Annotated in this window: 24 protein-coding genes and 3 tRNA genes; 15 read left to right on the forward strand and 12 right to left on the reverse strand. The window is 45.7% G+C overall.

What is annotated here, in order from left to right:
• Positions 1–20 precede the first annotated feature (20 nt).
• A complete protein-coding gene (locus tag MHN31_RS12355) occupies positions 21–1,880 on the forward strand; it encodes a S8 family serine peptidase (protein ID WP_125561672.1) in 1,860 nt (619 codons plus the stop codon).
• Positions 1,881–1,946: 66 nt separating this feature from the next.
• On the opposite strand, the gene MHN31_RS12360 is transcribed toward MHN31_RS12355, so the two are convergent.
• On the reverse strand, positions 1,947–3,137 hold the full coding sequence (locus MHN31_RS12360; RefSeq protein ID WP_239444397.1) for a class I SAM-dependent methyltransferase: 1,191 nt from the start codon (positions 3,135–3,137) through the stop codon (positions 1,947–1,949).
• An 83-nt stretch (positions 3,138–3,220) separates the two neighbouring features.
• On the opposite strand from MHN31_RS12360, the gene MHN31_RS12365 reads away from it, so the two are divergent.
• On the forward strand, positions 3,221–3,868 hold the full coding sequence (locus tag MHN31_RS12365; RefSeq protein ID WP_125561668.1) for an HD domain-containing protein: 648 nt from the start codon (positions 3,221–3,223) through the stop codon (positions 3,866–3,868).
• On the opposite strand, the gene MHN31_RS12370 is transcribed toward MHN31_RS12365, so the two are convergent.
• Positions 3,865–4,845, reverse strand: a complete 981-nt coding sequence (locus MHN31_RS12370; RefSeq protein WP_125561666.1) for an ion channel — start codon at positions 4,843–4,845, stop codon at positions 3,865–3,867. The genes MHN31_RS12365 and MHN31_RS12370 overlap by 4 nt on opposite strands.
• Before the next feature lie 72 nt (positions 4,846–4,917).
• On the opposite strand from MHN31_RS12370, the gene MHN31_RS12375 reads away from it, so the two are divergent.
• A complete protein-coding gene (locus tag MHN31_RS12375) occupies positions 4,918–5,598 on the forward strand; it encodes a YgjP-like metallopeptidase domain-containing protein (protein WP_239444398.1) in 681 nt (226 codons plus the stop codon).
• 181 nt (positions 5,599–5,779) lie between these two features.
• Here MHN31_RS12375 and MHN31_RS12380 read toward each other — a convergent pair.
• The 3 genes from MHN31_RS12380 to MHN31_RS12390 all read right to left on the reverse strand — a co-directional run bounded on the left by MHN31_RS12380 (position 5,780) and on the right by MHN31_RS12390 (position 6,079).
• Positions 5,780–5,864, reverse strand: a tRNA-Tyr gene (locus tag MHN31_RS12380).
• A 23-nt stretch (positions 5,865–5,887) separates the two neighbouring features.
• A tRNA-Tyr gene (locus MHN31_RS12385) sits at positions 5,888–5,972 on the reverse strand.
• Positions 5,973–5,994: 22 nt separating this feature from the next.
• Positions 5,995–6,079, reverse strand: a tRNA-Tyr gene (locus MHN31_RS12390).
• Positions 6,080–6,191: 112 nt separating this feature from the next.
• Between MHN31_RS12390 and MHN31_RS12395 the strand changes: the two genes are divergently transcribed.
• The gene (locus MHN31_RS12395) at positions 6,192–6,713 is read left to right on the forward strand and encodes a VC2046/SO_2500 family protein (protein WP_239444399.1); all 522 of its coding nucleotides are present in this window, start codon (positions 6,192–6,194) and stop codon (positions 6,711–6,713) included.
• Positions 6,714–7,051: 338 nt separating this feature from the next.
• Here the strand turns inward: MHN31_RS12395 and MHN31_RS12400 are convergent, their stop codons facing one another.
• The 3 genes from MHN31_RS12400 to MHN31_RS12410 all read right to left on the reverse strand — a co-directional run bounded on the left by MHN31_RS12400 (position 7,052) and on the right by MHN31_RS12410 (position 8,532).
• A complete protein-coding gene (locus MHN31_RS12400) occupies positions 7,052–7,507 on the reverse strand; it encodes a YchJ family protein (protein ID WP_125561660.1) in 456 nt (151 codons plus the stop codon).
• Positions 7,508–7,523: 16 nt separating this feature from the next.
• A complete protein-coding gene (locus MHN31_RS12405; RefSeq protein ID WP_138539614.1) occupies positions 7,524–7,949 on the reverse strand; it encodes a SulA-like leucine-rich domain-containing protein in 426 nt (141 codons plus the stop codon).
• Positions 7,950–8,067: 118 nt separating this feature from the next.
• Positions 8,068–8,532 carry an SEL1-like repeat protein gene (locus tag MHN31_RS12410; RefSeq protein ID WP_125561656.1) on the reverse strand — a complete coding sequence of 155 codons (465 nt, stop codon included), beginning with the start codon at positions 8,530–8,532 and terminating at the stop codon, positions 8,068–8,070.
• A gap of 118 nt (positions 8,533–8,650) precedes the next feature.
• Between MHN31_RS12410 and MHN31_RS12415 the strand changes: the two genes are divergently transcribed.
• Positions 8,651–9,940, forward strand: a complete 1,290-nt coding sequence (locus tag MHN31_RS12415) for an NCS2 family permease (RefSeq protein WP_125561654.1) — start codon at positions 8,651–8,653, stop codon at positions 9,938–9,940.
• A 6-nt stretch (positions 9,941–9,946) separates the two neighbouring features.
• Here MHN31_RS12415 and MHN31_RS12420 read toward each other — a convergent pair whose 3' ends face one another.
• Positions 9,947–10,708 carry a hypothetical protein gene (locus MHN31_RS12420; RefSeq protein WP_125561652.1) on the reverse strand — a complete coding sequence of 254 codons (762 nt, stop codon included), beginning with the start codon at positions 10,706–10,708 and terminating at the stop codon, positions 9,947–9,949.
• Between the two features lie 278 nt (positions 10,709–10,986).
• Between MHN31_RS12420 and cysB the strand changes: the two genes are divergently transcribed.
• Positions 10,987–11,964: an HTH-type transcriptional regulator CysB gene (gene cysB, locus MHN31_RS12425; protein WP_049866017.1), complete on the forward strand. Its 978-nt coding sequence runs from the start codon at positions 10,987–10,989 to the stop codon at positions 11,962–11,964.
• An 87-nt stretch (positions 11,965–12,051) separates the two neighbouring features.
• Here cysB and MHN31_RS12430 read toward each other — a convergent pair whose 3' ends face one another.
• From MHN31_RS12430 to pabB, 3 genes are all read right to left on the reverse strand, one after another.
• Complete coding sequence (locus MHN31_RS12430; RefSeq protein WP_239444401.1) at positions 12,052–13,428, reverse strand: L-serine ammonia-lyase; 1,377 nt, start codon at positions 13,426–13,428, stop codon at positions 12,052–12,054.
• 195 nt (positions 13,429–13,623) lie between these two features.
• Positions 13,624–14,181: a CoA pyrophosphatase gene (locus tag MHN31_RS12435; protein ID WP_125561648.1), complete on the reverse strand. Its 558-nt coding sequence runs from the start codon at positions 14,179–14,181 to the stop codon at positions 13,624–13,626.
• Positions 14,178–15,521, reverse strand: coding sequence for an aminodeoxychorismate synthase component I (pabB, locus tag MHN31_RS12440; protein WP_239444402.1), 1,344 nt, complete (start codon positions 15,519–15,521; stop codon positions 14,178–14,180). Before pabB ends, MHN31_RS12435 begins: the two co-directional genes overlap by 4 nt.
• Positions 15,522–15,746: 225 nt before the next feature.
• Between pabB and MHN31_RS12445 the strand changes: the two genes are divergently transcribed.
• The 9 genes from MHN31_RS12445 (at position 15,747) to MHN31_RS12485 (ending at position 24,811) form a co-directional block, all read left to right on the forward strand.
• Positions 15,747–17,273 (forward strand): fumarate hydratase, encoded by a 1,527-nt coding sequence (locus MHN31_RS12445; RefSeq protein WP_125561644.1) that lies wholly within the window; start codon positions 15,747–15,749, stop codon positions 17,271–17,273.
• A gap of 428 nt (positions 17,274–17,701) precedes the next feature.
• Positions 17,702–18,742, forward strand: coding sequence for a Glu/Leu/Phe/Val dehydrogenase (locus tag MHN31_RS12450; protein WP_125561642.1), 1,041 nt, complete (start codon positions 17,702–17,704; stop codon positions 18,740–18,742).
• 52 nt (positions 18,743–18,794) lie between these two features.
• Positions 18,795–19,442: a CatA-like O-acetyltransferase gene (locus MHN31_RS12455; protein ID WP_125561640.1), complete on the forward strand. Its 648-nt coding sequence runs from the start codon at positions 18,795–18,797 to the stop codon at positions 19,440–19,442.
• Between the two features lie 395 nt (positions 19,443–19,837).
• Positions 19,838–20,608, forward strand: a complete 771-nt coding sequence (locus MHN31_RS12460; RefSeq protein ID WP_010381823.1) for a DUF3450 domain-containing protein — start codon at positions 19,838–19,840, stop codon at positions 20,606–20,608.
• Between the two features lie 6 nt (positions 20,609–20,614).
• Positions 20,615–21,979: a MotA/TolQ/ExbB proton channel family protein gene (locus MHN31_RS12465; RefSeq protein WP_125561638.1), complete on the forward strand. Its 1,365-nt coding sequence runs from the start codon at positions 20,615–20,617 to the stop codon at positions 21,977–21,979.
• Positions 21,979–22,503 carry a MotA/TolQ/ExbB proton channel family protein gene (locus MHN31_RS12470; RefSeq protein WP_010381817.1) on the forward strand — a complete coding sequence of 175 codons (525 nt, stop codon included), beginning with the start codon at positions 21,979–21,981 and terminating at the stop codon, positions 22,501–22,503. Before MHN31_RS12465 ends, MHN31_RS12470 begins: the two co-directional genes overlap by 1 nt.
• A gap of 14 nt (positions 22,504–22,517) precedes the next feature.
• Entirely contained in the window at positions 22,518–22,922 is a 405-nt protein-coding gene (locus MHN31_RS12475) for a biopolymer transporter ExbD (RefSeq protein WP_010381814.1), read from the forward strand.
• Positions 22,922–23,536: a TonB family protein gene (locus MHN31_RS12480; protein ID WP_021032687.1), complete on the forward strand. Its 615-nt coding sequence runs from the start codon at positions 22,922–22,924 to the stop codon at positions 23,534–23,536. Before MHN31_RS12475 ends, MHN31_RS12480 begins: the two co-directional genes overlap by 1 nt.
• Before the next feature lie 12 nt (positions 23,537–23,548).
• Positions 23,549–24,811 carry a tetratricopeptide repeat protein gene (locus MHN31_RS12485; RefSeq protein ID WP_194867359.1) on the forward strand — a complete coding sequence of 421 codons (1,263 nt, stop codon included), beginning with the start codon at positions 23,549–23,551 and terminating at the stop codon, positions 24,809–24,811.
• The last annotated feature ends 170 nt before the right edge of the window (positions 24,812–24,981 follow it).

The raw sequence follows: 24,981 nt of genomic DNA on the forward strand, positions 1-24,981 counted from the left end.
ACAACAAAAAAGGAACAAGTATGCGTAAACTAAACACACTGGCTTTTGCCGTTCTGGCAGGCCTATCTGGACAGTCCATGGCTCAGGCCGAGTTATTGACAGCAGATCAGGGTAAAGCCATTCCAGACAATTATATTGTCGTGTTTAAAACGCCAACCGTGCTTAATACACAAAGCGCTATGGCTATCTCTGATTATGCGACTACCCAGGCACAGGCACTTAGCAATGCTTATAATGTAAGCGTTGCTAAACGCTTTAACGGCGTGCTAAACGGTGTGGTAGTCAATGCATCTGAAGGCGATGTTAAAGCAATGCTTAAAGACCCTAACATTGCTTACATTGAGCAAGATCAGATTGTCACTGTTACACCTCAGGCTTCTGGTGATCAGAATAATGCGATCTGGGGCCTTGACCGTGTCGATCAGCGTGCATTACCTTTGAATTCAAACTATCACTATGACTTTGACGGCACAGGTGTGACCGCGTACGTCATCGATACTGGTGTGCGTATTTCGCACAGTGAGTTCGGTAATCGTGCAAGCCATGGTTATGACTTTGTTGACAACGATGCAGACTCGTCTGACTGTAACGGTCACGGTACACACGTTGCTGGTACTATCGGTGGGTCAGAGTACGGTGTTGCGAAAAATGTCAATGTTGTAGGCGTCCGCGTATTAGGGTGTAACGGTTCCGGTTCGTATTCTGGTGTGATTTCAGGGATTGACTGGGTTAAAAATAATGCGTCAGGCCCGTCTGTTGCCAACATGAGTCTGGGTGGTGGTGTATCTCAGGCTGTTGATGATGCGGTTAATGCTGCCGTTGCCTCGGGTGTTACTTTCGTTGTGGCTGCGGGTAATGATAACAGCGATGCCTGTAACTATTCACCTGCTCGTGCGGCTGATGCGATAACCGTTGGTTCTACAACAAGCAGTGACGGTCGTTCTAGTTTCTCTAACTACGGCTCTTGTCTGGATATCTATGCGCCTGGTTCAAGCATCAAGTCTGCATGGTATAACTCAGACAGTGCGACCAATACAATCAGTGGTACTTCAATGGCAGCACCTCATGTTGCCGGTGCGGTGGCTTTATATCTTGACCAGGATCCAACGCTTACACCAGCTCAGATTGACTCACTACTGAGCAGCAGAAGTACTAAAGGCGCGGTATCTGATGCAAAAGCAAGTTCGCCTAATGAGCTACTTTATACGCTGGAAGGTGATGCGCCACCACCACCGCCTCCTCCAGGTCCAACTGAGCTTGTTTCAGGTGTAGGTGTGTCTGCGTCAGGTGGGTCTGGTTCTGAGACCTTCTATAAACTTGCTGTTCCAGCGGGTGCAGCGTCGGTTTCGTTCACACTGGCTGGTGGCTCGGGTGATGCGGATCTGTATGTTCAACAAGGTTCTCAACCATCTCAAAGCAGCTATGCGTGTCGTCCATATAAAAATGGCAACAACGAATCATGTGAGTTCTCTAACCCTGCAGCGGGTGACTGGTACGTAATGCTACATGGCTATAGCCAGTATTCAGGCGCTACACTGACAGGTACTTTTGGTGATGCTTCAGGCTGTGGTGCAAACTGCCTTCAAAACGGCGTGCCAGTCACTGGTCTGTCTGGCGGTACCAACACAGATACCCGTTATACAATCGAAGTACCGGCCAATGTAACCTTGAATGTGAGCATTTCAGGTGGCTCAGGTGATGCGGACTTGTATGTTCGTAAAGGCACTCAACCGACCACTAATAACTATGATTGTCGTCCATATCTGTCTGGCAACACAGAAAGCTGTAGCCTGAGTTCAGGTGCGGATGGCGGGACTTACCACATCATGGTGCGTGGATACAGCAGCTACTCAGGCCTGACTCTGCAAGGCAGTTTCTAAACAGTACTGAGTAAGTAATATAGAAAAGGCCGCTCTGGAGCGGCCTTTTTACTTTGCTGATAGCAATTAGTAGACTTTGCAGATCAGACCCTTCAGGTAGAATCCTTCCGGATAGTAACCCGCAATAGGGTGGTCAGCAGCCTGGTTAAGACGCTCCATGATTAATAGGTCTTTACCGGCATCCAGTGCAGCGTCAGCCACGACTTTCTGAAATAGATTTTGTTCCATCAGGCCTGAGCAAGAGAAGGTCAATAAAGTCCCACCTGGCTTGAGCAATTGCATTGCCAGCATGTTGATGTCTTTGTAACCGCGACATGCACCATTGAGTTGTGCTTTACTCTCTGCAAATTTAGGTGGGTCCATGACGATAGTGTCAAACTGACGGCCTTCTTCCCGATATTGTCTGAGAAGCTTAAACACGTCTTGTTTAACAAACTGAGCGCGGGATACATCCAGCTCATTGTGCTCGACATTGCGTTTCGCCGTATCTAAAGCGGGCTGAGACACATCGACATTAATAACCTCATCACAGTCGCCGCGCAGAGCGTATAGGCCAAATGTGCCTGTGTAGCAGAAACAATTCAGTACAGACTTACCTTTTGAAAAGCGCTCCAATGCAGCCCGGCTGTCTCTTTGGTCCAGATAAAAACCTGTTTTATGTCCGGACTTGATATCGACTTCTATTTTTAAGCCGTTTTCCATGATCACAACGGGTGCCGTTGGCTCGTCTCCCCACAGTACGCCTGTGGTTTTCTCAAGTCCTTCTTTTTTACGCACATCGACGTCAGAACGTTCGTAAATGTGACACTCAGGGAACAGCGTTCTGAGCGCTTGTACAATTTCGCCTTTATGACGCTCAGCACCGGCGCTGAGTAACTGACAAACCAGATAGTTATCAAATTTGTCTATGGTTATGCCGGGTAAACCATCTGACTCCGCGGCACACAATCTGAAACCGGTTAACTGTCCTTCCTCAATGACTTGTTCGCGGGCTGCAAGTGCGCGTGCGAGTCGACGTTCGAAAAAGGCCTGATCGATGACTTCTGTTTGATCAAAGCTCCAGATCCGGGCTCGGATCTGTGAATCGGGGCTGTATGCGGCTGTTGCGAGGTACTGTCCGTCGTGACTATAAATGGTCACTGTATCGCCAAGCGCAGGCTTGCCTTTGACTTTTTTGATTGCCTTGGAAAAGATCCAGGGATGTTTTCTTTTTAAAGATTTTTCACGGCCAGGTTGTAAATACAGCGCGCAAGACATATAAATTCCTTACTATGGATAATGGTGACATTTTAGTGAAGCCAATAAAAACATACAATCAGAACCATAAGGTTAAGGGATAAATGACAGTAAATATGACGGAATTAGAGACGGCATGCAGAGATTTTATGCTCACAACCGAGTTTGCCGATACCGCCCATGATTTATCACACATCCTGCGTGTGGTTAAAACCGCCAAGCAACTCTGTGCTGCGGAGGGGGCTGATCTTGAAGTTGTGTTGCCCGCGGCCTGGTTACACGACTGTGTGGCTGTGGCAAAGAATCACCCGGACAGGCCCATAGCGTCGAAATTGGCCGGGGACAGGGCGGTTGCCTTTCTATCAACCCTGGATTATCCAGAGCACAAACTCTCAGCGGTACATCATGCGATAGTTGCACATAGCTTCAGTGCCAACGTGCCACCCGATACGCTGGAAGCTAAAGTTGTTCAGGACGCAGACCGAATGGATGCGCTTGGGGCGATTGGGGTGAGTCGATGCATGAAAGTGGGCGGTGCCATTGCCAGACATTTGTATCACATTGATGACCCATTTTGTCAGCAACGAGAAGCGGATGATAAAAAGTACACGTTAGATCACTTCTACATCAAGCTGCTGAATATTGCGGAGCAAATGCACACGCAGTCGGCAAAACAAGAAGCGCAGCGCCGAACTGAGTTTATGCGTGGATTCTTGCTCGAATTGGGCAGAGAGATAGGTGTCCCCGACTAGCGGGTCATGCGTTTTACGAATACAACGACAAACAACGCCAGCGAAAAGCTCCCGGTAAACGCTTCAACCGTGGCGATTAACCGGGTAATGCCGGTCGGCGTTATGTCGCCATAACCCAGTGTAGTAAAGGTGACCACACTGAAATAAATGCAGTTGAGTAATGTACTGAGGTTGTCTGACCATGAGGCCTGACTGGAAAACTGGATCAGCCCGTCGTTATAATTGATTCCGAATATAAAGTAGCAAATCGCACAGGCGACTATCATGCCCAGACTGAAGCGGATCACATTTTCGGGCTTTTCGCCGTAGCCACATAACATATCAACGAAAGAGGATACCAACCGGCGTTTGGATAATTTAGGGTATTGCGCGTGACGCATGCGAAGTTCGCTGTAGGTATATTTGCCAGCCATTTCAAACAGACCTTGCTGCTCTGCACCTTTTCTCAGTAAGCGATAGATTTCTTCTGATTGTAAAAACAAGTCGTTGGCTTCATCTAAATCTTGCTCTTTCAGTGCGTCGCTGGCTTGTTTTTCTTGTAACAGTTTATCGCCAAGGTAGAGGTTATCGATACGAGTTTTATCGAGTTTCATGCCGAGCAGATTGGTGTTTTCGAGCTTGCAGCAATGTAGATTGGCATCTCGCAAGTCCGCTTTCATTAAGGAAGCATTTTTGATGGTACTGTTGAACAGGTGAGCACCTTGCAAGTTGGCACGATAGAAGTTGCTGTATGACAGGTCATAGCCTTCGTGGTTACCAAATTTAACCAGGTTAAGACCTTCCAGGTTGGCACGTTTTAACTCCAACCCCTGTAAAAGGCCGCCTCGTTTTGCATACCGCTCCAGCTTTTGAGTTAACTCCAGACCGCTTTTGTCAAATTTGCTATCATGCCAGAAGCAATAGCCTGAACCCATGTCTATTTCCTGGCATTTATGGCCGTCGGGAGATTCATATTGGCAAAGTGGTTTGTTATTCATATTACGCCAGTTTAATCCTTCCTATTAGTAAGGGTAGCAGCATTTTTTCAGGGTAAATAAAAAATTGTATCTATGTCATTCGATTATCAGTTAAGTATCAGTAAGCGCAGACAGAGTGTTGCGATAAAAGTCACAGCGAATGGCGTGAAAGTGTTTGCGCCGCATGGCATTGACCGACAATGGCTGGAAACCTGGCTGAAGAGCAAGTCGAGCTGGGTTGAGGATAAGAAGCTAGCAGTGTCTGCTCAGCAACAACAGATCCAATCACCTTTCTGTCACAAAGAAATTCAGATATTTGGTGAACGATATCAGCTGGTGCTGTCGCCGTGTCGTTCTTATATTGATCATGACGCCAAATGTATTGGTTTAAAAACCCGGGCACAACCGGGAACAGAGGGCGCGCGCAAAGCCTTATTTAAGCTCTTAAACCAGATACTGCTCAGCTATGTAACGCCGGTACTGGCTGAGTATTCGGTCCTGATGAACAGTCAGTATCAGGAATTGAAAATAAGGGAATATAAACGCCGCTGGGGAAGTTTGTCTTCAAATGGCACGCTGGCGCTTAATAGCCTGTTGGTTGGTGCGCCTAAGTGGGTTATAGATTATGTTGTTGTGCATGAGCTGGCACACTGTCATGTGATGGCACACAATCAGGCCTTTTGGCAGATAGTGGCACGTCATTATCCCAGATATCAGGAAGCGCAGGTATACCTGAGGCAATATGGAGTAGGGTTACAGATTGAAAAGCCATAGCGCGGGGCTGGATCTACACAGTGACACTGATGGAGTGATGGTTTTGAGATAGGCAGCCTGGAGCTTGCTTTCATGCATCACTTCAATAAAAAGCACCGGTCCGCAATTCAGTCGGATGTGGTTGTCTGGACAAGCATGCTTGCATGAATAAATATTGGGTTGAAATATTGCGTTAGGAAAGTGGTGGAGGGGGCTGGATTCGAACCAGCGAAGGCAGTGCCGTCAGATTTACAGTCTGATCCCTTTGGCCGCTCGGGAACCCCTCCTAAGAGAAAAACAAATTGTAAAGTGGTGGAGGGGGCTGGATTCGAACCAGCGAAGGCAGTGCCGTCAGATTTACAGTCTGATCCCTTTGGCCGCTCGGGAACCCCTCCTAAGAGAATACAAATTGTGATGTGGTGGAGGGGGCTGGATTCGAACCAGCGAAGGCAGTGCCGTCAGATTTACAGTCTGATCCCTTTGGCCGCTCGGGAACCCCTCCTCAACATGGGCGCTGATAATATCAAAGTTTTTAGTGAAGTAAAGAAATGTCCTAAAGAAAATTGAAAAAATGCCGATAAATTTTCATATTTGATAAATTGTGGCGATTTTACATGCAGATAGATGGCATTTTGTGCAAAGAGGCTCAGCTGGGCAGTGCACTCAATCACAGCGTTCATGAAGCAAGACGCGGCGACTTTGGCTTGCTGCTGTCTTTATTGTCTCAGGATGCATTAGATTTTAGCCAGTTTGACCTGCCGCATTCGTCTTCACAGGAAGCTGATAAATCAGAAGAGGCGCTTAAAAAGGCGTTACAGCTTGGTCCGCAAAAGCCGCTTGCCCCAGAACAGTTCGATATGCTGATTGGCCAGAACAATGGGTTTATGGCTCAGGGGGGTGATCTGACAAGTCTTCGCCTTAAAGAATGTTTGCAGCCAGAGCCCTTTGCGGTACGTAACGACAAAAAGCACATTCCGCTGCATATCGTTGATAATTTGGAGCCTGCCGTAAGACAGAAGCTCGAAAATACCAGAAATCCGCAAATGCTTGTTGATAAACACGATATAGATGCTGCAGGTTTCTATGATCAGATAGCCAGTGGTGAAATGCAATCTATGTTGCAGGTTGCGGTGTAATACCAATTTCACTTAATACCGGGTCTATTTGAAGGAGCAAATAGGACGCTAACGGCGTTAAAAATTTCTTATTTAGAACAACTAAATAGCAAAATTTTTGCCTTGTTATCGACCCTATTTTGCGAAAATGTTGGGCGAGTAATTTGATGCGCTCGAACACCACAAGCTTATTGGAATGATGTTGTCAATTTGTCTTTGATACTGTCAGGTTGCGTCCAAGACTCTGAAATGGTTTCGTAGCCATAATGGCAGAGCATGGAATTGGCAGCGTCGGGTGGTTGTCTACCTAACACTGGATTATTGAAGGTTCAATAACCCAGAGCATTTAGCCTGCCTATCTAGCCGTGGCATTTTTTGAATTTCTTCCCACTTTGGCAGGGACAAGGATCATTCCTGCTAATTTTTTTCTCAGGGCAGGCAAACAGCTCACCATCAAGATAACGCCATTGGCCGTCTTCACGTAAAAAGCGAGACCGTTCGTGCATAGTGATACACGTACTGCCATCCAAGTATGTAGCCTTAAACTCCACAAAGTGATGTTCTGGAGACTCATTGCTTTGGATGACCTCCAAGCCAATAAAGGTTGCGTGCTCAGCAAATGCACTGATACTGGCCTCACTATTTTCTGCACGTTTGCACTGTGCATAAGTACGATGTATGTACCCTGTGTCTTTGAGGCAATAAGCACTGTATCTGGAGCGCATCAACTGCTCCGCACTGTCAGGTAGTTTTTGGCCTGCTATGAAAGGCAGACAGCATGCTTGTGCTTCTCTTTCAGAACCGCAATAACACATATTTTCTCATTTGAACTTAATGCGCAACGACAGATACCTCATGTCCAGAGGTGCGGGTAAAACAAAAGACCTCAGTGTCACTGTCTATCAGTTTAAACTGAGACAGCTGTTGTTCCGACACAATGTCTGTCCAGGTGATCACCGCTGCAAAGTTACCTTTGCATAAAGCGCTGTTAATAACATACTCTAAGTTTATCAAATGTCTTTGACGTAGCACCAGTAGCTTGCTGCTATCGATTGAACTGTTATCCAGCAGGGCTTTGCTTGGAATGTTGTCTGGTGCAATAAGCAAGGTCCATCTGTGAAGTGAATTGCATCGATACAGGATTTTAAGCAGTTCTAAACTGCTTACTATGTCATCTTCCGCATATACTAACTGATAGCGTTTATTGGCTGTTTTAGCCTGAGACACTGATATATTTTGCACTTGAGTATGTAACATGAGCAGACCACTGATTTTCTATACAGTGGTTATACAGTATTTCATACAGTGCTATTTGGCAAGTAAAATATCGCGTGTTTTTTGTGCTTTTTTTATAGTGCTTTGATTACATTTACTTTTATTTTGGGTTCGCGTCCGGGCTAAAGTGCATCATTTGATGGATTTGCTCATACAGGGTAGCGGCATAGCACTGGGCATCTATGAATCGCTTAGCTGTCAGATGGGTACGCACTTGCTCAAGTGTGCCGGCTGCTGCCTGATTTCCCTGACTTTGAGAGAGCGACAGCCAGGCAATACCATGAAAAACGCTTTTTGGTACACCCTGACCTTTTACAAAAAGCATCCCGAGATAAAACTGGGCTTTATTATCACCTGACATCGCAGCAAGCCGAAGCCATTTCGCAGCGAGCGGATATTGTTTATTTTTCAGATAATAAAGGCCTTTTTTATAGACAGCTTTGTTATCGGTATCGTTGGGCCAGCGGTTTTCAGAGTCCGGTGTTGCGGTCACAAATTCCAGCACATTGAGCAGCTGTTGCTCTAAATCACTGCCGTTTGCAACTGCTAATTGGTTCTTTTTCATACTGATTTCACTTAATACGACTTAGATCAGAGTGTAGCTGATTTTTAACTATTTTGTCCGATTACACCAGAGATTTGTGATAAAATCCGGCTTTCGTTTCTATATAAAATACAAAGACATGCTGGAAAAATTATTTTCGCTCCGTGCACAGCAGAGCACAGTCAAAACCGAGTTTATCGCCGGTCTGACGACATTTGTCACTATGGTTTACATTGTTTTTGTGAACCCTGCCATGCTAGCTGAGGCGGGCATCGATCATGGCGCTGCGTTTGTTGCCACTTGTTTAGCCGCAGCTATAGGTTGTTTTATCATGGGCTTGTGGGCCAATTATCCGCTGGCTTTGGCGCCAGGCATGGGCTTAAATGCCTTTTTTACTTATGGCGTAGTGTTGGGTATGGGTCATTCCTGGCAAAGCGCGTTGGGCGCAGTTTTTTTATCTGGGTGTCTATTTTTATTACTCAGTATATTTAAGGTCAGAGAGTGGGTGATACAGGCAATCCCGCTTGTACTCAAGCAAGCCATTGCTACAGGTATTGGTGCTTTCCTGGCTCTGATAGCGCTTAAAAATGCGCAGATCATCGTTGCCAGTCCGGCAACCTTTGTGCAATTGGGTGACATCACCAGCCCTGGCCCTTTGCTTGCCATTCTGAGCTTTTTTGTTATTGCTGCCTTAATGTATCGTGATATGAAAAGTGGCGTGCTGCTGAGTATTTTGTTGGTTACTGTGCTTGCCTGGGGCCTTGGCTTAGTCGAGTATGCCGGTATTGTCTCTATGCCACCGAGTATTACACCAACTCTGGCGCAACTTGATATTGCCAGTGCGTTGGAAATCTCGATGCTGAGCGTGGTGTTCGCATTTTTATTTGTTGATTTGTTTGATACCAGTGGCACTTTGGTTGCGGTGACACAAAAAGCTGGTATTGCAGATAAAGAAGGGCGGATGCCACGCCTTGGCAGAGCGCTTTCGGCTGACAGCTCAGCAACGATAGCAGGATCTTTTCTTGGTACCTCGACAACCACTTCGTACATTGAATCTGTGTCAGGTGTGTCTGTGGGTGGGCGTACAGGATTAACCGCAGTGGTGGTTGGTTTGTGTTTCCTGCTTATGATGTTTTTTGCACCTTTGGCGCAAATGGTCCCTGCGTATGCCACTGCCGGAGCGATTTTGTACGTCGCTGTATTGATGCTGCAAAATTTGAAGCTGGTGAACTGGGATGATATGAGTGATGCCATTCCGGTCAGTGTGGTGTTACTTATGACACCACTGACGTTCTCAATTGCGCATGGCATAGCGCTTGGCTTTATTTCTTATACTGCGGTGAAGCTGGCGTGTAATAAACGCGAGGAGATCTCTGTCAGTGTCTGGGTATTGACCGTGCTGTTTATTGTCAAGTTTGCGATCAGCTGAGGCTGATCACCACTTTTTCTTGGGAGCGAAAAGGACATCGAGGTCGTCCTTTTCTTTCTCTGCTTTCTTTTTCACCGCAGAGGCATTGGAGGCTTTAAGCTCAGTGCTTATCTCACTCAGGTATCCTTCGAGCTGAGTTTTCTTTTCTTTGGTGTACTCATCGGCGTGGGTGACACCGCAGATGATCGCATAGGCTTTTTCAAAATACTGACGTGCCGATCCCACCATGTTAGCGCTCTTAGCTGACATTCCCCGCTTGATTTGGCTTTCTACATTTATTCTTAGTTGCAACCGCTCCATTTTACGGTCTTCCTGAACAAACACTTGTGTGTCTACTTTGCCTTTGCTGTGCTCTGAACGTAGTAAGTGGCGCAATTTTTTAATGCCCTGAACCAGCGCGATGAGCTGCTTATCGTTGTCGGGTAATGTGACTTTATCAGATTCGTTTGCATTTTGAGGTTCGTTGTTTAAACGCTCCTGAGATTCATGCATGCGACTTTTTAATTCTCGAGAGGTGGGTGAAAGCTCGACCATAGATACCAGTGCATCATGCACACGGCGCTGAATGACTTTGATCATGGCACCGGACATAGGAATGTTGCTGCTATTAAGGATTACATCTTCGGCTTCTTCAATGATCCGCTTTTGTTTTGCCAGCTCTTTACGGCGTTCCGCTTCTTGTTTTTCTTTGTGTTGTTGAATAGCACTGACCCACACTGCAATGACAATGAGTGCTACAATCAACAAAATTATTACGGTAATAAACATACCCGGATCTCTTCGTAAATCATACAGCTGACAGTTTTTTTATATTACATCAAATAATTGGGGATTGAACAGTGTTAATAACAAGAGACTTGAAAATCCACCAAATTCCATCATTTTTTAGTATAGCTTAATGCTTGGAAGCTGGCTCTAATACACTGGGGAAAGTATTGTCCTATCGGATATACTATAATTATGCTAGGCTGAGTCATTATTTGCCTGTATCTAACGATAATTGGCCTAGTCGTACACCAGATAACAATTAAAACAAACGCTTAGTTATGAAATTACAACAACTGAAATACATAGTTGAAGTTCTGAATCACAATCTCAATGTGTCAGCAACCGCAGAAAGCTTGTATACCTCCCAGCCGGGAATTTCCAAGCAGGTGCGTATGCTGGAGGACGAGCTTGGTGTACAGATCTTTGGCCGCAGTGGCAAACATCTCACACATGTTACCAGTGCAGGCAATGAAATTATAAATATTGCCCGAGAGATATTGTCTAAGGTAGAAGGCATTAAAGCCGTTGCCAATGAACACACTTTACCCGATCAAGGTAAGCTTAATATTGCGACTACACATACTCAGGCGCGTTATGCATTACCGAATGTGATCCAGGGGTTCATGCAAAAGTATCCGGCCGTGTCATTACATATGCACCAGGGTACACCGCAACAGATCTCGGATGCTGCTGCGCGAGGTGATGCAGACTTCGCCATCGCAACGGAGGCGCTTCATCTTTACGGCGATCTGATCATGCTGCCTTGCTATCACTGGAATCGCAGTATTGTGGTGACGAAAGATCATCCATTGGCAAAGAAAGGCAGTAATATTACGGTTCAGGATGTCGCTAAGTTTCCTTTGATCACTTACGTGTTTGGTTTTACCGGACGCTCTGAACTGGATAAAGCTTTTAATGCGCATGGGCTGTCTCCGCATATTGTGTTCACCGCCACGGATGCCGATGTGATTAAAACCTATGTCCGATTAGGGTTGGGCGTGGGTGTGCTGGCAACAATGGCAGTTGATGAAATCACAGACAATGACCTGGTATGCATTGATGCCAGTCATCTATTTGAGGCAAGTACAACCAAGATTGGATTCAGAAAGGGTAGTTTCTTGCGTGGTTACATGTACGACTTTATCGAACGTTTTGCACCACATCTGACTAAAGATTTGGTTGAACGCGCCAGCCTGATGCGCAATCAGGACGATGTGGATGCGCTGTTTGAAAACACTGAGTTACCAGTCAAATAAATGAGCACACCAGGTTGCTGAATGCGACCTGATATCAGACATTAAAAAAGCCGCAAAAGCGGCTTTTTTAATGTCTGACGGTACGGATTAACATTCAATGATATTAACCGCGAGTCCACCACGTGCCGTTTCTTTGTACTTGGTTTTCATATCATTACCAGTATCCAGCATGGTTTTGATAACCTTATCCAAAGAAACTTTTTGCTCGCCGCTGCCACGCATGGCAAGACGTGATGCGTTAATGGCTTTTACGGCGCCCATGGCGTTTCGCTCAATACATGGTACCTGCACCAATCCACCGACCGGGTCGCAAGTTAACCCCAGGTTATGTTCCATTCCTATTTCAGCGGCATTTTCCACGTGTACCACATTACCACCCATGATTTCTGTGAGTGCGCCAGCTGCCATAGAGCAGGCCACACCTACTTCACCCTGGCAGCCAACTTCAGCACCAGAAATAGAGGCATTTTTCTTATACAGAATACCAATTGCTGCGGCAGTGAGCAGGTAGCGCGTTGCTATCTCGGCATCCACTTCTTTGATAAACGTATGATAATACATGAGTACCGCAGGTAGGATCCCGGCAGCACCATTTGTGGGTGCCGTTACTACGCGGCCGCCAGCAGCATTTTCTTCATTAACGGCCAGCGCAAACAGATCAACCCAGTCCATTGCCCGAAGTGGATCGTTGCTGTTTTCAACATTTAGTTTTAAATACAAACTTGGCGCGCGGCGCTTTACTTTTAGCCCTCCAGGTAAAATGCCTTCAGTGCGCATACCGCGTTCAATGCACGCTTTCATCACTTTCCAGATATGAAACAACTCTGTTTTGATTTCTTGTTCACTGCGGAGCGTTTTTTCATTGTGCATCATGAGCGAAGAGACACTCAGGCCTGTTTCTTTACACATCTCGAGCAGTTGTTGCGCATTCTCAAAAGGGTAAGGCGCTGGATTTTGCTCACGTACATCTAGCGCTGCTTGTTTCTCAGTATCAAACTGCTCTTCAGTGACAATAAAACCACCGCCGATAGAATAATAAATCTGGCTATGTACGAGCTCTGCACCCGAATAAGCTTGAAGCTCCATGGCATTGGAGTGCTTAGGCAGCGTTTTACGGCGATGAAAGACAATTGCGCCTTGTTTAGGAAAATCGGCTTTATGGGTTTTATCCAGGTAAATCACCTGCTCACGCTCAATGGTATCCAGTATCTCAGGGACTTTGTCCGCATCTACCGACTCAGGATCATATCCAGCCAGCCCTAAGATCACCGCTTTACCAGAACCATGCCCAATACCAGTCTGACCTAATGAGCCGAATAACTCTACTTTTACTGATGTGACTTTATCAATAATGCGGCTACTTTGCAGGTCTTTCACAAACAAGCGCGAAGCACGCATAGGTCCAACAGTATGGGAAGATGACGGTCCAATACCAACACTGAACATGTCAAATGCACTAATCATAAATTCTACTCAACATTGCCTCTGAACGGGCGCACATCATAACGTTAATTATTGCATAAGTAACCCACTTCACAGCAAAATTGTATACAGTTTTAGCTGGACATGCAGGTATTGTAACCAAGGGTGAGTAAAATATATTGAAATGTAATCAAAATCACTTAGTTAGTGGGGTGGCAGATACGCGTGTTTGGCTGGTCAGGCTACTCTGTTCAGCAACTGTTGAACAATCTTCGCTGTGGCTCCCCAAAGTAACCCATGCTCTGTCATGAGGGCGTTGAAGGTCACCGTTTTTCCTTGTAATCGTGTCTGCACAGGTTGCCAGACACCTTGTTGTGCGAGCAAAGACAATGGCAGGGTGAACACTTGCTCCACCTCATCACTGTGGGTTTGCCAGGTCGCACTGTGTGCTAAGGTTGCCAGCACAGGCGTAATACGAAAGCCGGTCAGTGTCGTATGCAAAGGTAAAATACCAACCGGGTTAACTTGCAGTGGATCAAGGGCAATTTCTTCCTGACTCTCTCGTAATGCCGTAGTGATCACTGATTTGTCTTGTAGTTCGACTTTACCACCCGGAAAACAGAGCTGACTTGGATGGCTGCGCAGTTGCGCACTGCGCTTGCAAAGCAGCAGGGATGCTTCCCCATCCACCTCGAGTAAGGGGACTAATACCGCGCTTTCTTGTCCTTGTCCTGATGCTGGCGCGTGATCTGAAGCACTTAAACTAAAGCGGCTAATGACATGTTGTAGATTCATAGTACAGGGAGTATTTTGTTCACCTTGTGATAAGTCTCCTGATACTCTAACTCACAGTCTGAGTCTGCGACAATCCCCCCTCCGGCCCAGCAGTGAATTTTTTGCTGATGGCAAACTAAGGTACGGATAGTTATCGAGGTGTCCATTGCTCCACAAGCACTCAGATAGCCAATTGAGCCGCAGTAAGCGCTGCGTCGGTGAGGCTCAAGTTCTTCGATGATTTCCATTGCCCGGATCTTCGGTGCACCTGTGATTGAGCCTCCCGGGAATGCGGCTTTGAGTTGATCAACGGCTGTTTTGCCTGTTGCCAATTGCGCCGTGACTGTACTAACCAGATGGTGAACAGCCGGAAAGCTTTCAATTTCGAATAGCTTGGGCACTTGCACACTACCAGGCGTTGCCACTTTGCCAAGGTCATTGCGTAGCAAGTCTACAATCATCACATTCTCTGCGCGATCTTTGCGGCTCTGTTGTAACCGGGTGGCTTGCTGCGCATCTGCTTGTTTGTCGTCGTGTATTCTGGGCAAAGTGCCCTTGATTGGTTTGGTCTCAACATGGCCATCGCGTACTGAGATAAAGCGCTCTGGTGACACAGACACGATAGCATCCTCACCAAGATTAATAAAAGCAGAAAAAGGTGCCTGGTTATTTGCGCGCAGCGTTTTATAGGCCTGCCAGGGCGAGCCGTGATAATCGGCACTGAATCTTTGCGCCAGATTTATCTGATAACAGTCGCCGCTTTTCAGATAGTCGTGGATACTGGCGAATTTGTGCGCATATTCTGACTGGGTCATATTGGCCTGCCAGCGACTGGTTAGCGTGAAAGTATCATCATCACGGCCACCTTGTTCAATCAGTGACAGGTAAGTACTCAGCCGGTTGTATCCTGGTTGCGTAACAAAGTACCATTGGTTGCTCAGGTTATCGCGTATCAGAGCATCGGGGTAAAGACCGGCTATCATGTCTGGCAGTGCAATATCCTGCATCGCGATTTTGGGCATGGCCTCTATGTATCGGCCGAGATCGTAGCCAAAGTAACCGAGCCAGCCACCCGTGAAGGGAATATCTGAATGAGGCCTTGAATCGAGCCCTGTAAGCTTGTCTTGCATTATCGTGAAGCCATCTTGCTCAACCTGCTCACCGTCGAGGTAAAACTGACCGTCTCTGGCTTCGAGTATACACAGTGGGTTGATACTCATGATATCGAAGCGGCTATTTTCGTGATTGGCGTCACTGGAATCGAGCAAGATTGCCAGTTGCTGGGAGGCGAGGGTGCCAAACACCTCGATGGTTGACAAAGAAATGTCTAGTTCAATGGAGTTACTACTTGGATTTGTCATTTACTGAACCCGAATGCTAGCCCGAAACGGGCGAGGAGGGTATCATAATTGTCATTGAATCCCTAGAGCGTTACCTTATATTCCATCGAACGATTTTAGATAAGTGTCGGACTTTGGTCGCTAGTCTATTATTGCGATACTCACTCATCGCAAGATGGTATATAATCGCGCCTCTCAATAAACACCGGTTTGCCTCGTCACAGGCCGGAGAATAAAGGAACCGTCATGAGTACTATTCGTCAGCAAGACTTCATTGACAGCATCGAAGATGCATTGCAATACATTTCTTACTATCATCCGTTGGATTTTGTGCAAGCTTTAGAAAAGGCGTACGACAAAGAGCAAAGTAAAGCGGCCAAAGATGCCATCGCGCAGATCTTAATTAACTCGCGTATGTCAGCAGAGGGCAAACGTCCTTTGTGTCAGGATACCGGGATCGTGACTTGCTTTGTAAAGGTCGGTATGGATGTTAAATGGGATAAAACAGACTTGACTGTTCAACAAATGGTAGATGAAGGCACACGCCGCGCCTATACCAACCCGGATAACCCATTGCGTGCTTCAATCGTTGCGGACCCTGCTGGTGCTCGTAAAAATACCAAAGACAATACACCTTCTGTTGTTCACATTGATATGGTCCCGGGCGCAGAAGTTGAGGTGATGATCGCTGCCAAAGGTGGTGGCTCTGAAAACAAGACCAAAATGGTCATGCTTAATCCATCAGACGATGTGGCTGCATGGGTAGAGAAAACATTGCCAACAATGGGCGCTGGCTGGTGTCCGCCTGGCATGCTGGGTATTGGTATCGGTGGTACCGCAGAAAAAGCCGCGGTTCTGGCAAAAGAATCATTGATGGATCCAGTTGATATCCATGAGCTACTTGAGCGTGGCGCGGAAACAGCAGAAGAGAAACTGCGTCTAGAAATCTTCGAGCGCGCAAACAAGCTCGGTATTGGTGCACAGGGTTTGGGTGGCTTAACTACCGTGGTTGACGTGAAAATCAAGTCTGCGCCTACCCACGCTGCCTCTAAGCCAGTAGTGATGATCCCAAATTGTGCTGCGACACGTCACGTACATTTCACTCTGGACGGCTCAGGCCCTGCTGATCTTAAAGCGCCTAAACTGGAAGACTGGCCAGAAGTGACCTGGGAAGTCGGGGAAGATACTCGTCGTGTTAACCTGGATGAAATCACGAAAGAGGATATTCAGGATTGGAAAATGGGCGAGACCGTGTTGTTATCGGGTAAGATCCTGACGGGTCGTGATGCAGCACATAAGCGTTTGCAGGACATGATCAACTCAGGTGAAGGGTTGCCAGACGGGGTTGATCTGACCAACAAGTTTATTTATTACGTAGGTCCTGTAGATGCTGTAGGTGATGAGGTAGTTGGTCCTGCTGGTCCAACAACATCGACCCGTATGGACAAGTTCACTGATCTGATGTTAGAGAAGACTGGCCTGATCGGCATGATAGGTAAAGCAGAGCGTGGTCCAGCGACTGTAGAGTCCATCAAAGAAAACAAAGCTGTTTATCTGATGGCTGTGGGTGGTGCTGCATATCTGGTAGCTAAAGCGATTAAGAAATCTAAAGTTGTTGCGTTTGAAGATCTGGGAATGGAAGCTATCTACGAATTTGAAGTAGAAGACATGCCTGTCACTGTGGCTGTAGACAGCAACGGTGTTAACGCACACACTCAAGGTCCGGCAATTTGGAAAGCTAAGATTGAAGAGCTGGATAGCAAGCTGAAATAACAGCAATCCTGAGTGACTTAAAAGAAGAGGGCATGCCCCTCTTTTTTTGATCTTGTCGCTTTGTATTTTGCTGAACTCGCTTCAGACGCCATACTTTGCAACTGCGATTCAGCGTTTCTTAACGTGCTCACCTCCTCATCAGACCTCTATTTATCGTACAAATAACCGTACACAATCGTTTGTGTTGACGTTTACGTAAAGATTAACCTCTAAAAATCGTTAAAATAGTGAAGAATTAAACTCATATATTCAAATGAAATGCATAATCAAGCCAATATATGACTATTTAATGTATCATGAAGGCAGGTTTAACGCTTTTAAGGTCAATATCAACTCATATTGTGGATTGGTTAGAGAGTTAGTGATACAGTTCGATGAATTTCAGCGCTATCTGACTTAAAGTCAGTCTATAACGGAGAACAAACAAAGTGGCTGTATTTAACCAAGTTGAATTTGATAACCACGAACAAGTAGTTTTTTGTTCTGATGAAGCATCGGGCTTGAAGGCAATCATTGCTGTTCATAATACTAAGCTTGGTCCTGCGGTTGGCGGATGTCGCCTTTGGGACTATGCAGATGATGCCGATGCAGTCTATGACGTATTGCGTCTTTCAAAGGGCATGACTTATAAAAACGCCGTCGCGCGTTTGCCTTTTGGCGGTGGTAAATCTGTGATCATTGGTGATGCTAAGAAAATCAAATCTGAAGCGTTATTCAGAGCGTTTGGCAAACACCTTGAACGCCTCGGTGGTAGCTACTATTCAGCAGAAGACGTTAACATCACCACAGGTGATGTAATGACAATGCATAAAGAGACTAATTATGTAATGGGTCTCGAAGGCAAAAGCGGTAACCCGTCGCCTTTCACTGCATTGGGCACGTTCCTAGGTATTAAGGCTGCTTACCAACACAAGCATGGTCATCAAGACCTGTCTGGTGTGAAAGTATCCGTTCAGGGGCTGGGCGCGGTTGCTTACACTTTGTGTAAATACTTGCACGAAGCGGGTGCTGAGCTGTTTGTGACCGATATCAATCAGGCATCGATTGATAAAGTCGTGAATGACTTTGGCGCAACAGCGGTGAGCATTGATGAAATCTACGACCTGGAAGTAGATGTTTACGCGCCGTGTGCACTAGGTGCAACAGTAAACGATGAAACTATCCCTCGTATTAAAGCTAGCATCATTGCTGGCTGTGCGAATAACCAGCTTGCTGAATCAAGACATGGTGAGATCTTGCGCGAAAAGGGTGTGCTTTATGCACCTGACTATGTCATTAATGCGGGTGGTATCATCAATGTATATTACGAGACAAAACCTGAGGGGTACAGCGAAGAGGCCGCAACTAAGCACGTTGAGGGCATCTACGACACCCTGACTGAAATCTTTGCTCGTTCTGATGCTGAGCAAAAATCAACGCATCTGATTGCCGATGAGTTGGCACAAGAGATCATCGCAAACGGTTTGTAATCGTAAGCTGATACACTCAATATAGAGGGGAGTATTCCCTCTATATTGAATTATGAAAAAAATCACTCCCTCAGACTGGCCCAGAGCCGAACATTTTGAATTTTATTTAGGTTTCGACCAGCCTTATTTTAATATTACGACCCGCCTGAAGATGGGCACGCTGTACACACTTTGCAAGCAACAGCAACTCTCTTTTACCTTTAGCTATTTGTATTGTCTGAGCAAAGCCTGTCAGAATTACGAGCCTATCCGCTACCGAATAATGAATGAACACCCATGCGTTGTTGATCAAGTTGAGATGAGCTGTGTATTTTTGCGTGAAGACAGAAGCTTTCGATTTGTGCCTTTGGTTGCTTGTGAAGGTATCCACGACTACATTAAAGAGAATGTAGCGCAGAAAAATGCGTATCTGGAACAGCCTTTGGTTAGTGAACACTTTTTGGCGACTTCTGAGACTCCACAGCAACTTTATTTATCCATATTGCCTTGGTTGGATTTCAGTAGCTTCAGCCATGCCCGAAACGCAAAAGATAACCTTGGTATTCCAAAGTGTGTTTTCGGTCGCTTTGATGTGCAAACAGGTGAATTGCCATTCTCTATTGAAGTACACCATGCTTTGATGGATGGCTTACATGTAGCGGAATTTATCCAGGAAATAGAAATTCAGTGCCGGTTATTGTGTGAACAGTTATTAGGCTAAGTCTTCCTTTCTGGCTGTATTCGCTGTTGCACAAAGGTGAATGCTAAGTGTTCAGTCGGTGCCTAGATCCTTGATATTAAAAACGAAATAAATTACTAAGTTGTGCAAATTTAAGACTGTAGATTAGGGCTAAATAGCTGTAATAAAATGTAAATAAAGTTGCTTTGTGTATGAAATATAAGTGCTTAAGGTTTTTATTCTTGGTTTCCTTGTTAATACAATGTTTTTTTTCAATTTATTTCATCGCGACAAGCAAAAATTGTTTTAAACATGAAGTTGACATGGGCAATAGCATTTAGCATTATTGCACGGTTGATACTGCTAAAAGTATCCGGGGTACTCTCTAAGAGAGTGCAAAAATTATAAAAGTAACATTACTTAATTGGTTGGGAACTATGTCTGTTAAAATCAGAAAGAGCCTTGTAGCTTCAGCGCTTTTTGGCGCAGCGGCAATTGCAAGCAGCAATGTGATGGCAGATCCTTTGAATGACATACAAAAAGTAGGTCAGCAAACTCAAACGGCTGCTAAAAAGTCTCAAGACAAGATTGATGGTATCTACGGTCAAACTATCGAAATGGTAGCTGAGTACCGTGGAATTGTTGACGAAACAGAACTTCTGAAAGTTTACAACGACCACGTAGCACGTTTGGTTGCAGACCAAAATGCAAATATCGAATCTCTAGAACGTCAGATCGCGACGGTTGATAAAACTAAGCAAGACGTTGTGCCTTTGATGTATCGCATGATTGATACACTCGAGCAATTCATCAAAGCGGACGTGCCGTTTGATACTGAAAAGCGTCTAGAGCGTATTGAGAGATTACGTGAGACACTTACTAATGCAAAAGTAACGACGTCTGAAAAATACCGTCAGGTACTTGAAGCATACAGCATTGAAACCAACTATGGTTCTGCAATGGTTGCTTCTCAAGGTTCACTTGAGATCAACGGTAAAAACATCAATGTTGACTTCGCCCGTCTAGGCCGTATCGCATTTGTTGCTCAGTCTTTCGACCAGAAGCAAGCGTGGGTTTGGAACACCAGCAGCAAGCAGTGGGATCAGTTAGGTGAAGAATATCTGAAGCCTATCAAAGACATGATCCGTATCGCACGTGGTCAGGCTGCCCCAGAACTAGTTAAACTACCTATTTTCGGCGCGGAGTAATAAAACATGAAGAAACTATTTAAAGGTTTTGCCGTTGCTGCAGCATTAACAGTTTCTGCTGGTGGCGCATTGAACGCACATGCAAGCACTGAGTCTCTGGATAAAATCCTTGAGCAAGTAAAGCAGAACCGTATCTCTGAAGGTAAAATCAACAAAGCTCGCGAACAAGAGTTCCTGTCAGATCGTGCTGACAAGCAAGCTTTGCTGAACAAAGCTAAGCGCGACCTTGCTGCTGAAAAAGCACGTGGTGAGCGTCTTAACAAGGAATTCAAGCAAAACGAAGTAACACTTGCTGAGAAAGAAACTGAACTACTTAACGCACAGGGTACCCTGGGTGAGATGTTCGGTGTGGTACGTCGTAACGCTGCTGAAGCAATCGGTGCTATCGAAGCGTCAATCATCAGTGCTGAAAAGCCTGGACGTTCAGAAGTACTTCGTTCACTGGCAGCTGCTAAAGAACTACCAACTACTCGCGAGTTGGAAGAGCTTTGGATTGCTTTCCAAACTGAAATGACTGAGTCTGCAAAAATCTCTACTTTCGAATCTGAAGTAGCTGAACTAAGCGGCGACATCAATGTTAAACAAGTAACTCGTGTTGGTAACTTCAACCTAGTAACTAAAGACGGCTACGTTGTTTACGATGCAGAAAACAAACAAATCGTACCTTTAGGTAAGCAACCTTCTTCAGACGTTCTAGCAACTGTTGCTGATCTTCTGAGCACGTCTGCTGACCAGTACACACCTTTCGTTGTTGACCCAACGCGTGGTGCTATCCTACGACTGAACACTCAGCGTGCAACTGTTGAAGAACGTTGGCACCAGGGTGACACAGTAGGTTACATCATCACTGCATTGTTGGCACTTGGTGCATTAATCGCTGTTGTTCGTTTCCTAGACCTAATGCTGGTTGGTGCGAAGATCAAGGCACAAATCAAGAACGCTAACAACCCAAGTGACAGCAACCCACTGGGTCGTATCTTGAAAGTGTACCACGACAACAAGAACCAAGACGTTGAAAACCTTGAGCTTAAACTTGACGAAGCAATTCTACGTGAAACGCCTCGTATCGAAGCTGGTATCAACATCATCAAGATCCTTGCAGCTATCGCACCTCTACTAGGTCTACTAGGTACGGTTGTTGGTATGATCCTGACGTTCGAATCAATCACACTATTTGGTACTGGTGATCCGAAGATCATGGCAGGTAACATCTCTCTAGCTCTTGTTACTACTGCGCTTGGTCTAATTGCTGCGCTACCGTTAATCCTACTTCACGCTATCGTTGCGGGTCGTAGTAAATCTATCCTACACATTCTTGACGAGCAAAGCGCGGGTATCGTTGCTGCGCACGCGGAGAAGGAGAGAGCATAATGCTAGTCCTGGTGGAGACGTGGGAATCTATCAGGGATTTTGTTGCTACAGGCGGCGATGTATTATACGTGGTCGCGATAGCACTCTTTCTAATGTGGGTATTAATGATTGAGCGCTATTGGTTCCTATTGGCTGAATTTCCTAAAATTAAAAAGGGAATAGTAAGCAGATGGGATGCCCGCCAAGATACTACATCTTGGTACGCACACAGAATCCGCGATGCATGGATTTCTGAAGCGTCTGAAAAATTAGATGAGCGCATGTTGATTATCAAAACATTGGTTGCAATGTGTCCGTTAATCGGTCTACTAGGTACAGTGACAGGTATGATTTCGGTATTCGAAACCATGGCTACACAAGGTACAGGTAACCCTCGATTGATGGCTTCAGGCATCTCAATGGCAACGATACCAACAATGGCTGGAATGGTTGCGGCACTATCAGGTGTATTCTTTAGCACCCGTCTTGAAGCGAGAGCGAAGATGGCTAAAGAGAAACTAATTGATAGCTTGCCACATCACTAGAGAGAGATTTTATTATGGCACGTAAACAACGTTTTCGTGAGGAAGAAGAAGCAGCAGTAGACATGACCCCGATGCTTGACATCGTATTCATCATGTTGATCTTCTTCATCGTTACTACCTCTTTTGTTAAAGAGGCTGGTATTGAAGTTAAAAAGCCAAAAGCTGCGCAGGCACAACAAACTAAGAATGCGAACATCTTCATCGCTATCCGTGAAAACGGTGAGATTTGGATGGATAAGCGTCAGGTTGATGTTGAGCGTGTAAGTGCGAACCTTGAAAATCTGTTAGCTGAGCAACAAACCGAGACCGTTATTATCCAGGCGGATAAAGGCGCGAAACACGGTGTAGTTGTTAAGGTAATGGACCAGATTAAGGCAACTGACGACGCCTTGAAGATTTCAATAGCTGGAGCTAAGTGATGATTCGATTTCTGTTTTCACTTCTTGCAGGTGGGGCAGTAACCTTCGGCTTATTCTTCTTTATGTCCTATCTTATCTCAGGAGGAGCGGATAGGGCTGATAATAAGAAGGAAGAGATCATAGTCGAGATTATGTCGAATCCGCCTGAATCAGATGTGCAGGAGAGGAAGCGTGTACCGCCTCCACCTCCTCCACCGCCAAAGCAGCCGCCTAAACCGCAGCCGCCTCAGCCTGAGAATGCTAACCCAAATGCAGGTGCAATTGGCTTTAACATGCCAAGCATCGACATCGGTGGCACAGCTGGTGGTTTAAGTGGTCCTGGTGATTTCGGTCGTGACGGTGAAGCAACACCTATCGTTCGTATCGAACCTAAGTATCCGCCTCAAGCAGCGCGTGATGGTAAAGAAGGCTGGGTACAGCTGCGCTTCACTATCAATGAGCTGGGCGGTGTAGATGACATTGAGATCATCGATGCTGAACCAAAGCGTATTTTCAACCGTGAAGCAAAACGTGCGCTTCGCAAATGGAAGTACAGACCTAAAATCGTTGATGGTAAGCCTCAGAAACAACCAGGTATTACTGTACAACTCGACTTTAAACTTAACCAAGACTAATAGGAGTAAGGTATGAAGCAAATGTCTAAAGCAACAGCTCTTGCTCTGATGATGTCTTTGGCTGGCGGTGCTTTAAGCACTGCCGCATTTGCCGCCCCTGATCCTGCAAAGATCGAAGCGCGCAAAAATGCCAAAACTAAGGTTATGGGTGAGCGAGTTGGTAAAAAGGTTATCAAAGCGTTTGACTTGTATAACGAAGACAAAGTTGATGAAGCGATTGCATTATTGCTTGAAATCGACGCGTCTGACGACTTCGACCGCGCTACGGTAAACCGTTACCTGGGTAACTTGTATGCTCAGAAAGAAGAGTATCAAACAGCAATCAAGTACATCCGCCAGGCGATTGCGCCAGATGTGCTGAACTTTAAAGATCAAGGCGATCTAATTAAGTTGTTAGGTGACCTTCTGATTGGTACTGAGCAGTATGACGGTGCCAAGAAAGCTTACTACGACTGGATGGATTTCACTGGCGAGCTAGATGCTAAAGTGTATGGCCGTATTGCTCAGGCAAACTATGAACTCAAGCAGTTCAGAGATGTGATTGAGCCTGCGGACCAGGCAATTGCGCTAAACAAAGAAGAACCAAATAAGTCATTCTATATGCTTAAAATTGGTTCTTACTTTGAGCTTAAGCAGTTCAAAAACGCCGTAAAGGTGGCTGAAGAACTGGTGAAACTGTTCCCTGAAGACCCGAAAATGTGGACTCAGTTGGGCTCCTTCTATATGCAAACGGAAGACTACAAAAAAGGTCAAACCGTGATGGAAGTGGCTTATAAAAATGGTTATTTTGAAAAAGAAAACCATTATAAAATTCTGAGCAGCTACTACTCATTGAACGAAATTCCATACAAAGCCGCTAAGGTGATGGAAAAGTCGGTCAAAGAGGAGAAGGTTAAGCGCACTAAGCAAAACGTGACGGCTGTTGCCAGCTACTATCATCAGGCTAAGCACATCAGCGATGCTGCTAAGTACTATGAAGAAGCTGCAAAGTTTGACGAAGATGCTGAGTTATACCGCAAAGCTGGTAGCTTGTTACTTCAGGATCAGCAGTACAGCGCAGCCGTTGTTCGTTTGAACAAAGCGTTGGAACTGGGTTCTGAGAAAAAAGGCACAATCTACTCAGACTTGGCGGAAGCTTACCTGTATCAGGAAAAGTATAAGCAAGCATATACTGCGATTGTTAAGGCTCAGGAAGATCCTAGAACACGTAAATTTGCTCGCAGCTGGGCCTCTTTCATTAAAGAGAAAGCACAGCGTAAAGGCATCAGCCTTTAAGTCGAAAAAGCCCCGCAAGGGGCTTTTTGCTTTTATAGCCCCAGCTCACCTAACGCTGTCATCCACAGTGATATATTCGAGCTTAGTACGCTGATTTAAGTACTAAAATCTCTCCTCATCTTTGTTATAATCTAACCCGATTGGGATCAGCTGTGCCTAGTGCATATCTG

The sequence above is a fragment of the Pseudoalteromonas sp. McH1-42 genome (genome assembly GCF_022347845.1).
In the GTDB taxonomy this organism is placed as follows: Bacteria; Pseudomonadota; Gammaproteobacteria; order Enterobacterales; family Alteromonadaceae; genus Pseudoalteromonas; species Pseudoalteromonas rubra_D.

Coding starts and splice junctions, on each gene's coding strand:
- MHN31_RS12355 (WP_125561672.1), top strand. CDS start 21: ATGCGTAAACTAAACACACTGGCTTTTGCCGTTCTGGCAGGCCTATCT.
- MHN31_RS12360 (WP_239444397.1), bottom strand. CDS start 3,137: ATGTCTTGCGCGCTGTATTTACAACCTGGCCGTGAAAAATCTTTAAAA.
- MHN31_RS12365 (WP_125561668.1), top strand. CDS start 3,221: ATGACAGTAAATATGACGGAATTAGAGACGGCATGCAGAGATTTTATG.
- MHN31_RS12370 (WP_125561666.1), bottom strand. CDS start 4,845: ATGAATAACAAACCACTTTGCCAATATGAATCTCCCGACGGCCATAAA.
- MHN31_RS12375 (WP_239444398.1), top strand. CDS start 4,918: ATGTCATTCGATTATCAGTTAAGTATCAGTAAGCGCAGACAGAGTGTT.
- MHN31_RS12395 (WP_239444399.1), top strand. CDS start 6,192: ATGCAGATAGATGGCATTTTGTGCAAAGAGGCTCAGCTGGGCAGTGCA.
- MHN31_RS12400 (WP_125561660.1), bottom strand. CDS start 7,507: ATGTGTTATTGCGGTTCTGAAAGAGAAGCACAAGCATGCTGTCTGCCT.
- MHN31_RS12405 (WP_138539614.1), bottom strand. CDS start 7,949: ATGTTACATACTCAAGTGCAAAATATATCAGTGTCTCAGGCTAAAACA.
- MHN31_RS12410 (WP_125561656.1), bottom strand. CDS start 8,532: ATGAAAAAGAACCAATTAGCAGTTGCAAACGGCAGTGATTTAGAGCAA.
- MHN31_RS12415 (WP_125561654.1), top strand. CDS start 8,651: ATGCTGGAAAAATTATTTTCGCTCCGTGCACAGCAGAGCACAGTCAAA.
- MHN31_RS12420 (WP_125561652.1), bottom strand. CDS start 10,708: ATGTTTATTACCGTAATAATTTTGTTGATTGTAGCACTCATTGTCATT.
- cysB (WP_049866017.1), top strand. CDS start 10,987: ATGAAATTACAACAACTGAAATACATAGTTGAAGTTCTGAATCACAAT.
- MHN31_RS12430 (WP_239444401.1), bottom strand. CDS start 13,428: ATGATTAGTGCATTTGACATGTTCAGTGTTGGTATTGGACCGTCATCT.
- MHN31_RS12435 (WP_125561648.1), bottom strand. CDS start 14,181: ATGAATCTACAACATGTCATTAGCCGCTTTAGTTTAAGTGCTTCAGAT.
- pabB (WP_239444402.1), bottom strand. CDS start 15,521: ATGACAAATCCAAGTAGTAACTCCATTGAACTAGACATTTCTTTGTCA.
- MHN31_RS12445 (WP_125561644.1), top strand. CDS start 15,747: ATGAGTACTATTCGTCAGCAAGACTTCATTGACAGCATCGAAGATGCA.
- MHN31_RS12455 (WP_125561640.1), top strand. CDS start 18,795: ATGAAAAAAATCACTCCCTCAGACTGGCCCAGAGCCGAACATTTTGAA.
- MHN31_RS12460 (WP_010381823.1), top strand. CDS start 19,838: ATGTCTGTTAAAATCAGAAAGAGCCTTGTAGCTTCAGCGCTTTTTGGC.
- MHN31_RS12465 (WP_125561638.1), top strand. CDS start 20,615: ATGAAGAAACTATTTAAAGGTTTTGCCGTTGCTGCAGCATTAACAGTT.
- MHN31_RS12470 (WP_010381817.1), top strand. CDS start 21,979: ATGCTAGTCCTGGTGGAGACGTGGGAATCTATCAGGGATTTTGTTGCT.
- MHN31_RS12475 (WP_010381814.1), top strand. CDS start 22,518: ATGGCACGTAAACAACGTTTTCGTGAGGAAGAAGAAGCAGCAGTAGAC.
- MHN31_RS12480 (WP_021032687.1), top strand. CDS start 22,922: ATGATTCGATTTCTGTTTTCACTTCTTGCAGGTGGGGCAGTAACCTTC.
- MHN31_RS12485 (WP_194867359.1), top strand. CDS start 23,549: ATGAAGCAAATGTCTAAAGCAACAGCTCTTGCTCTGATGATGTCTTTG.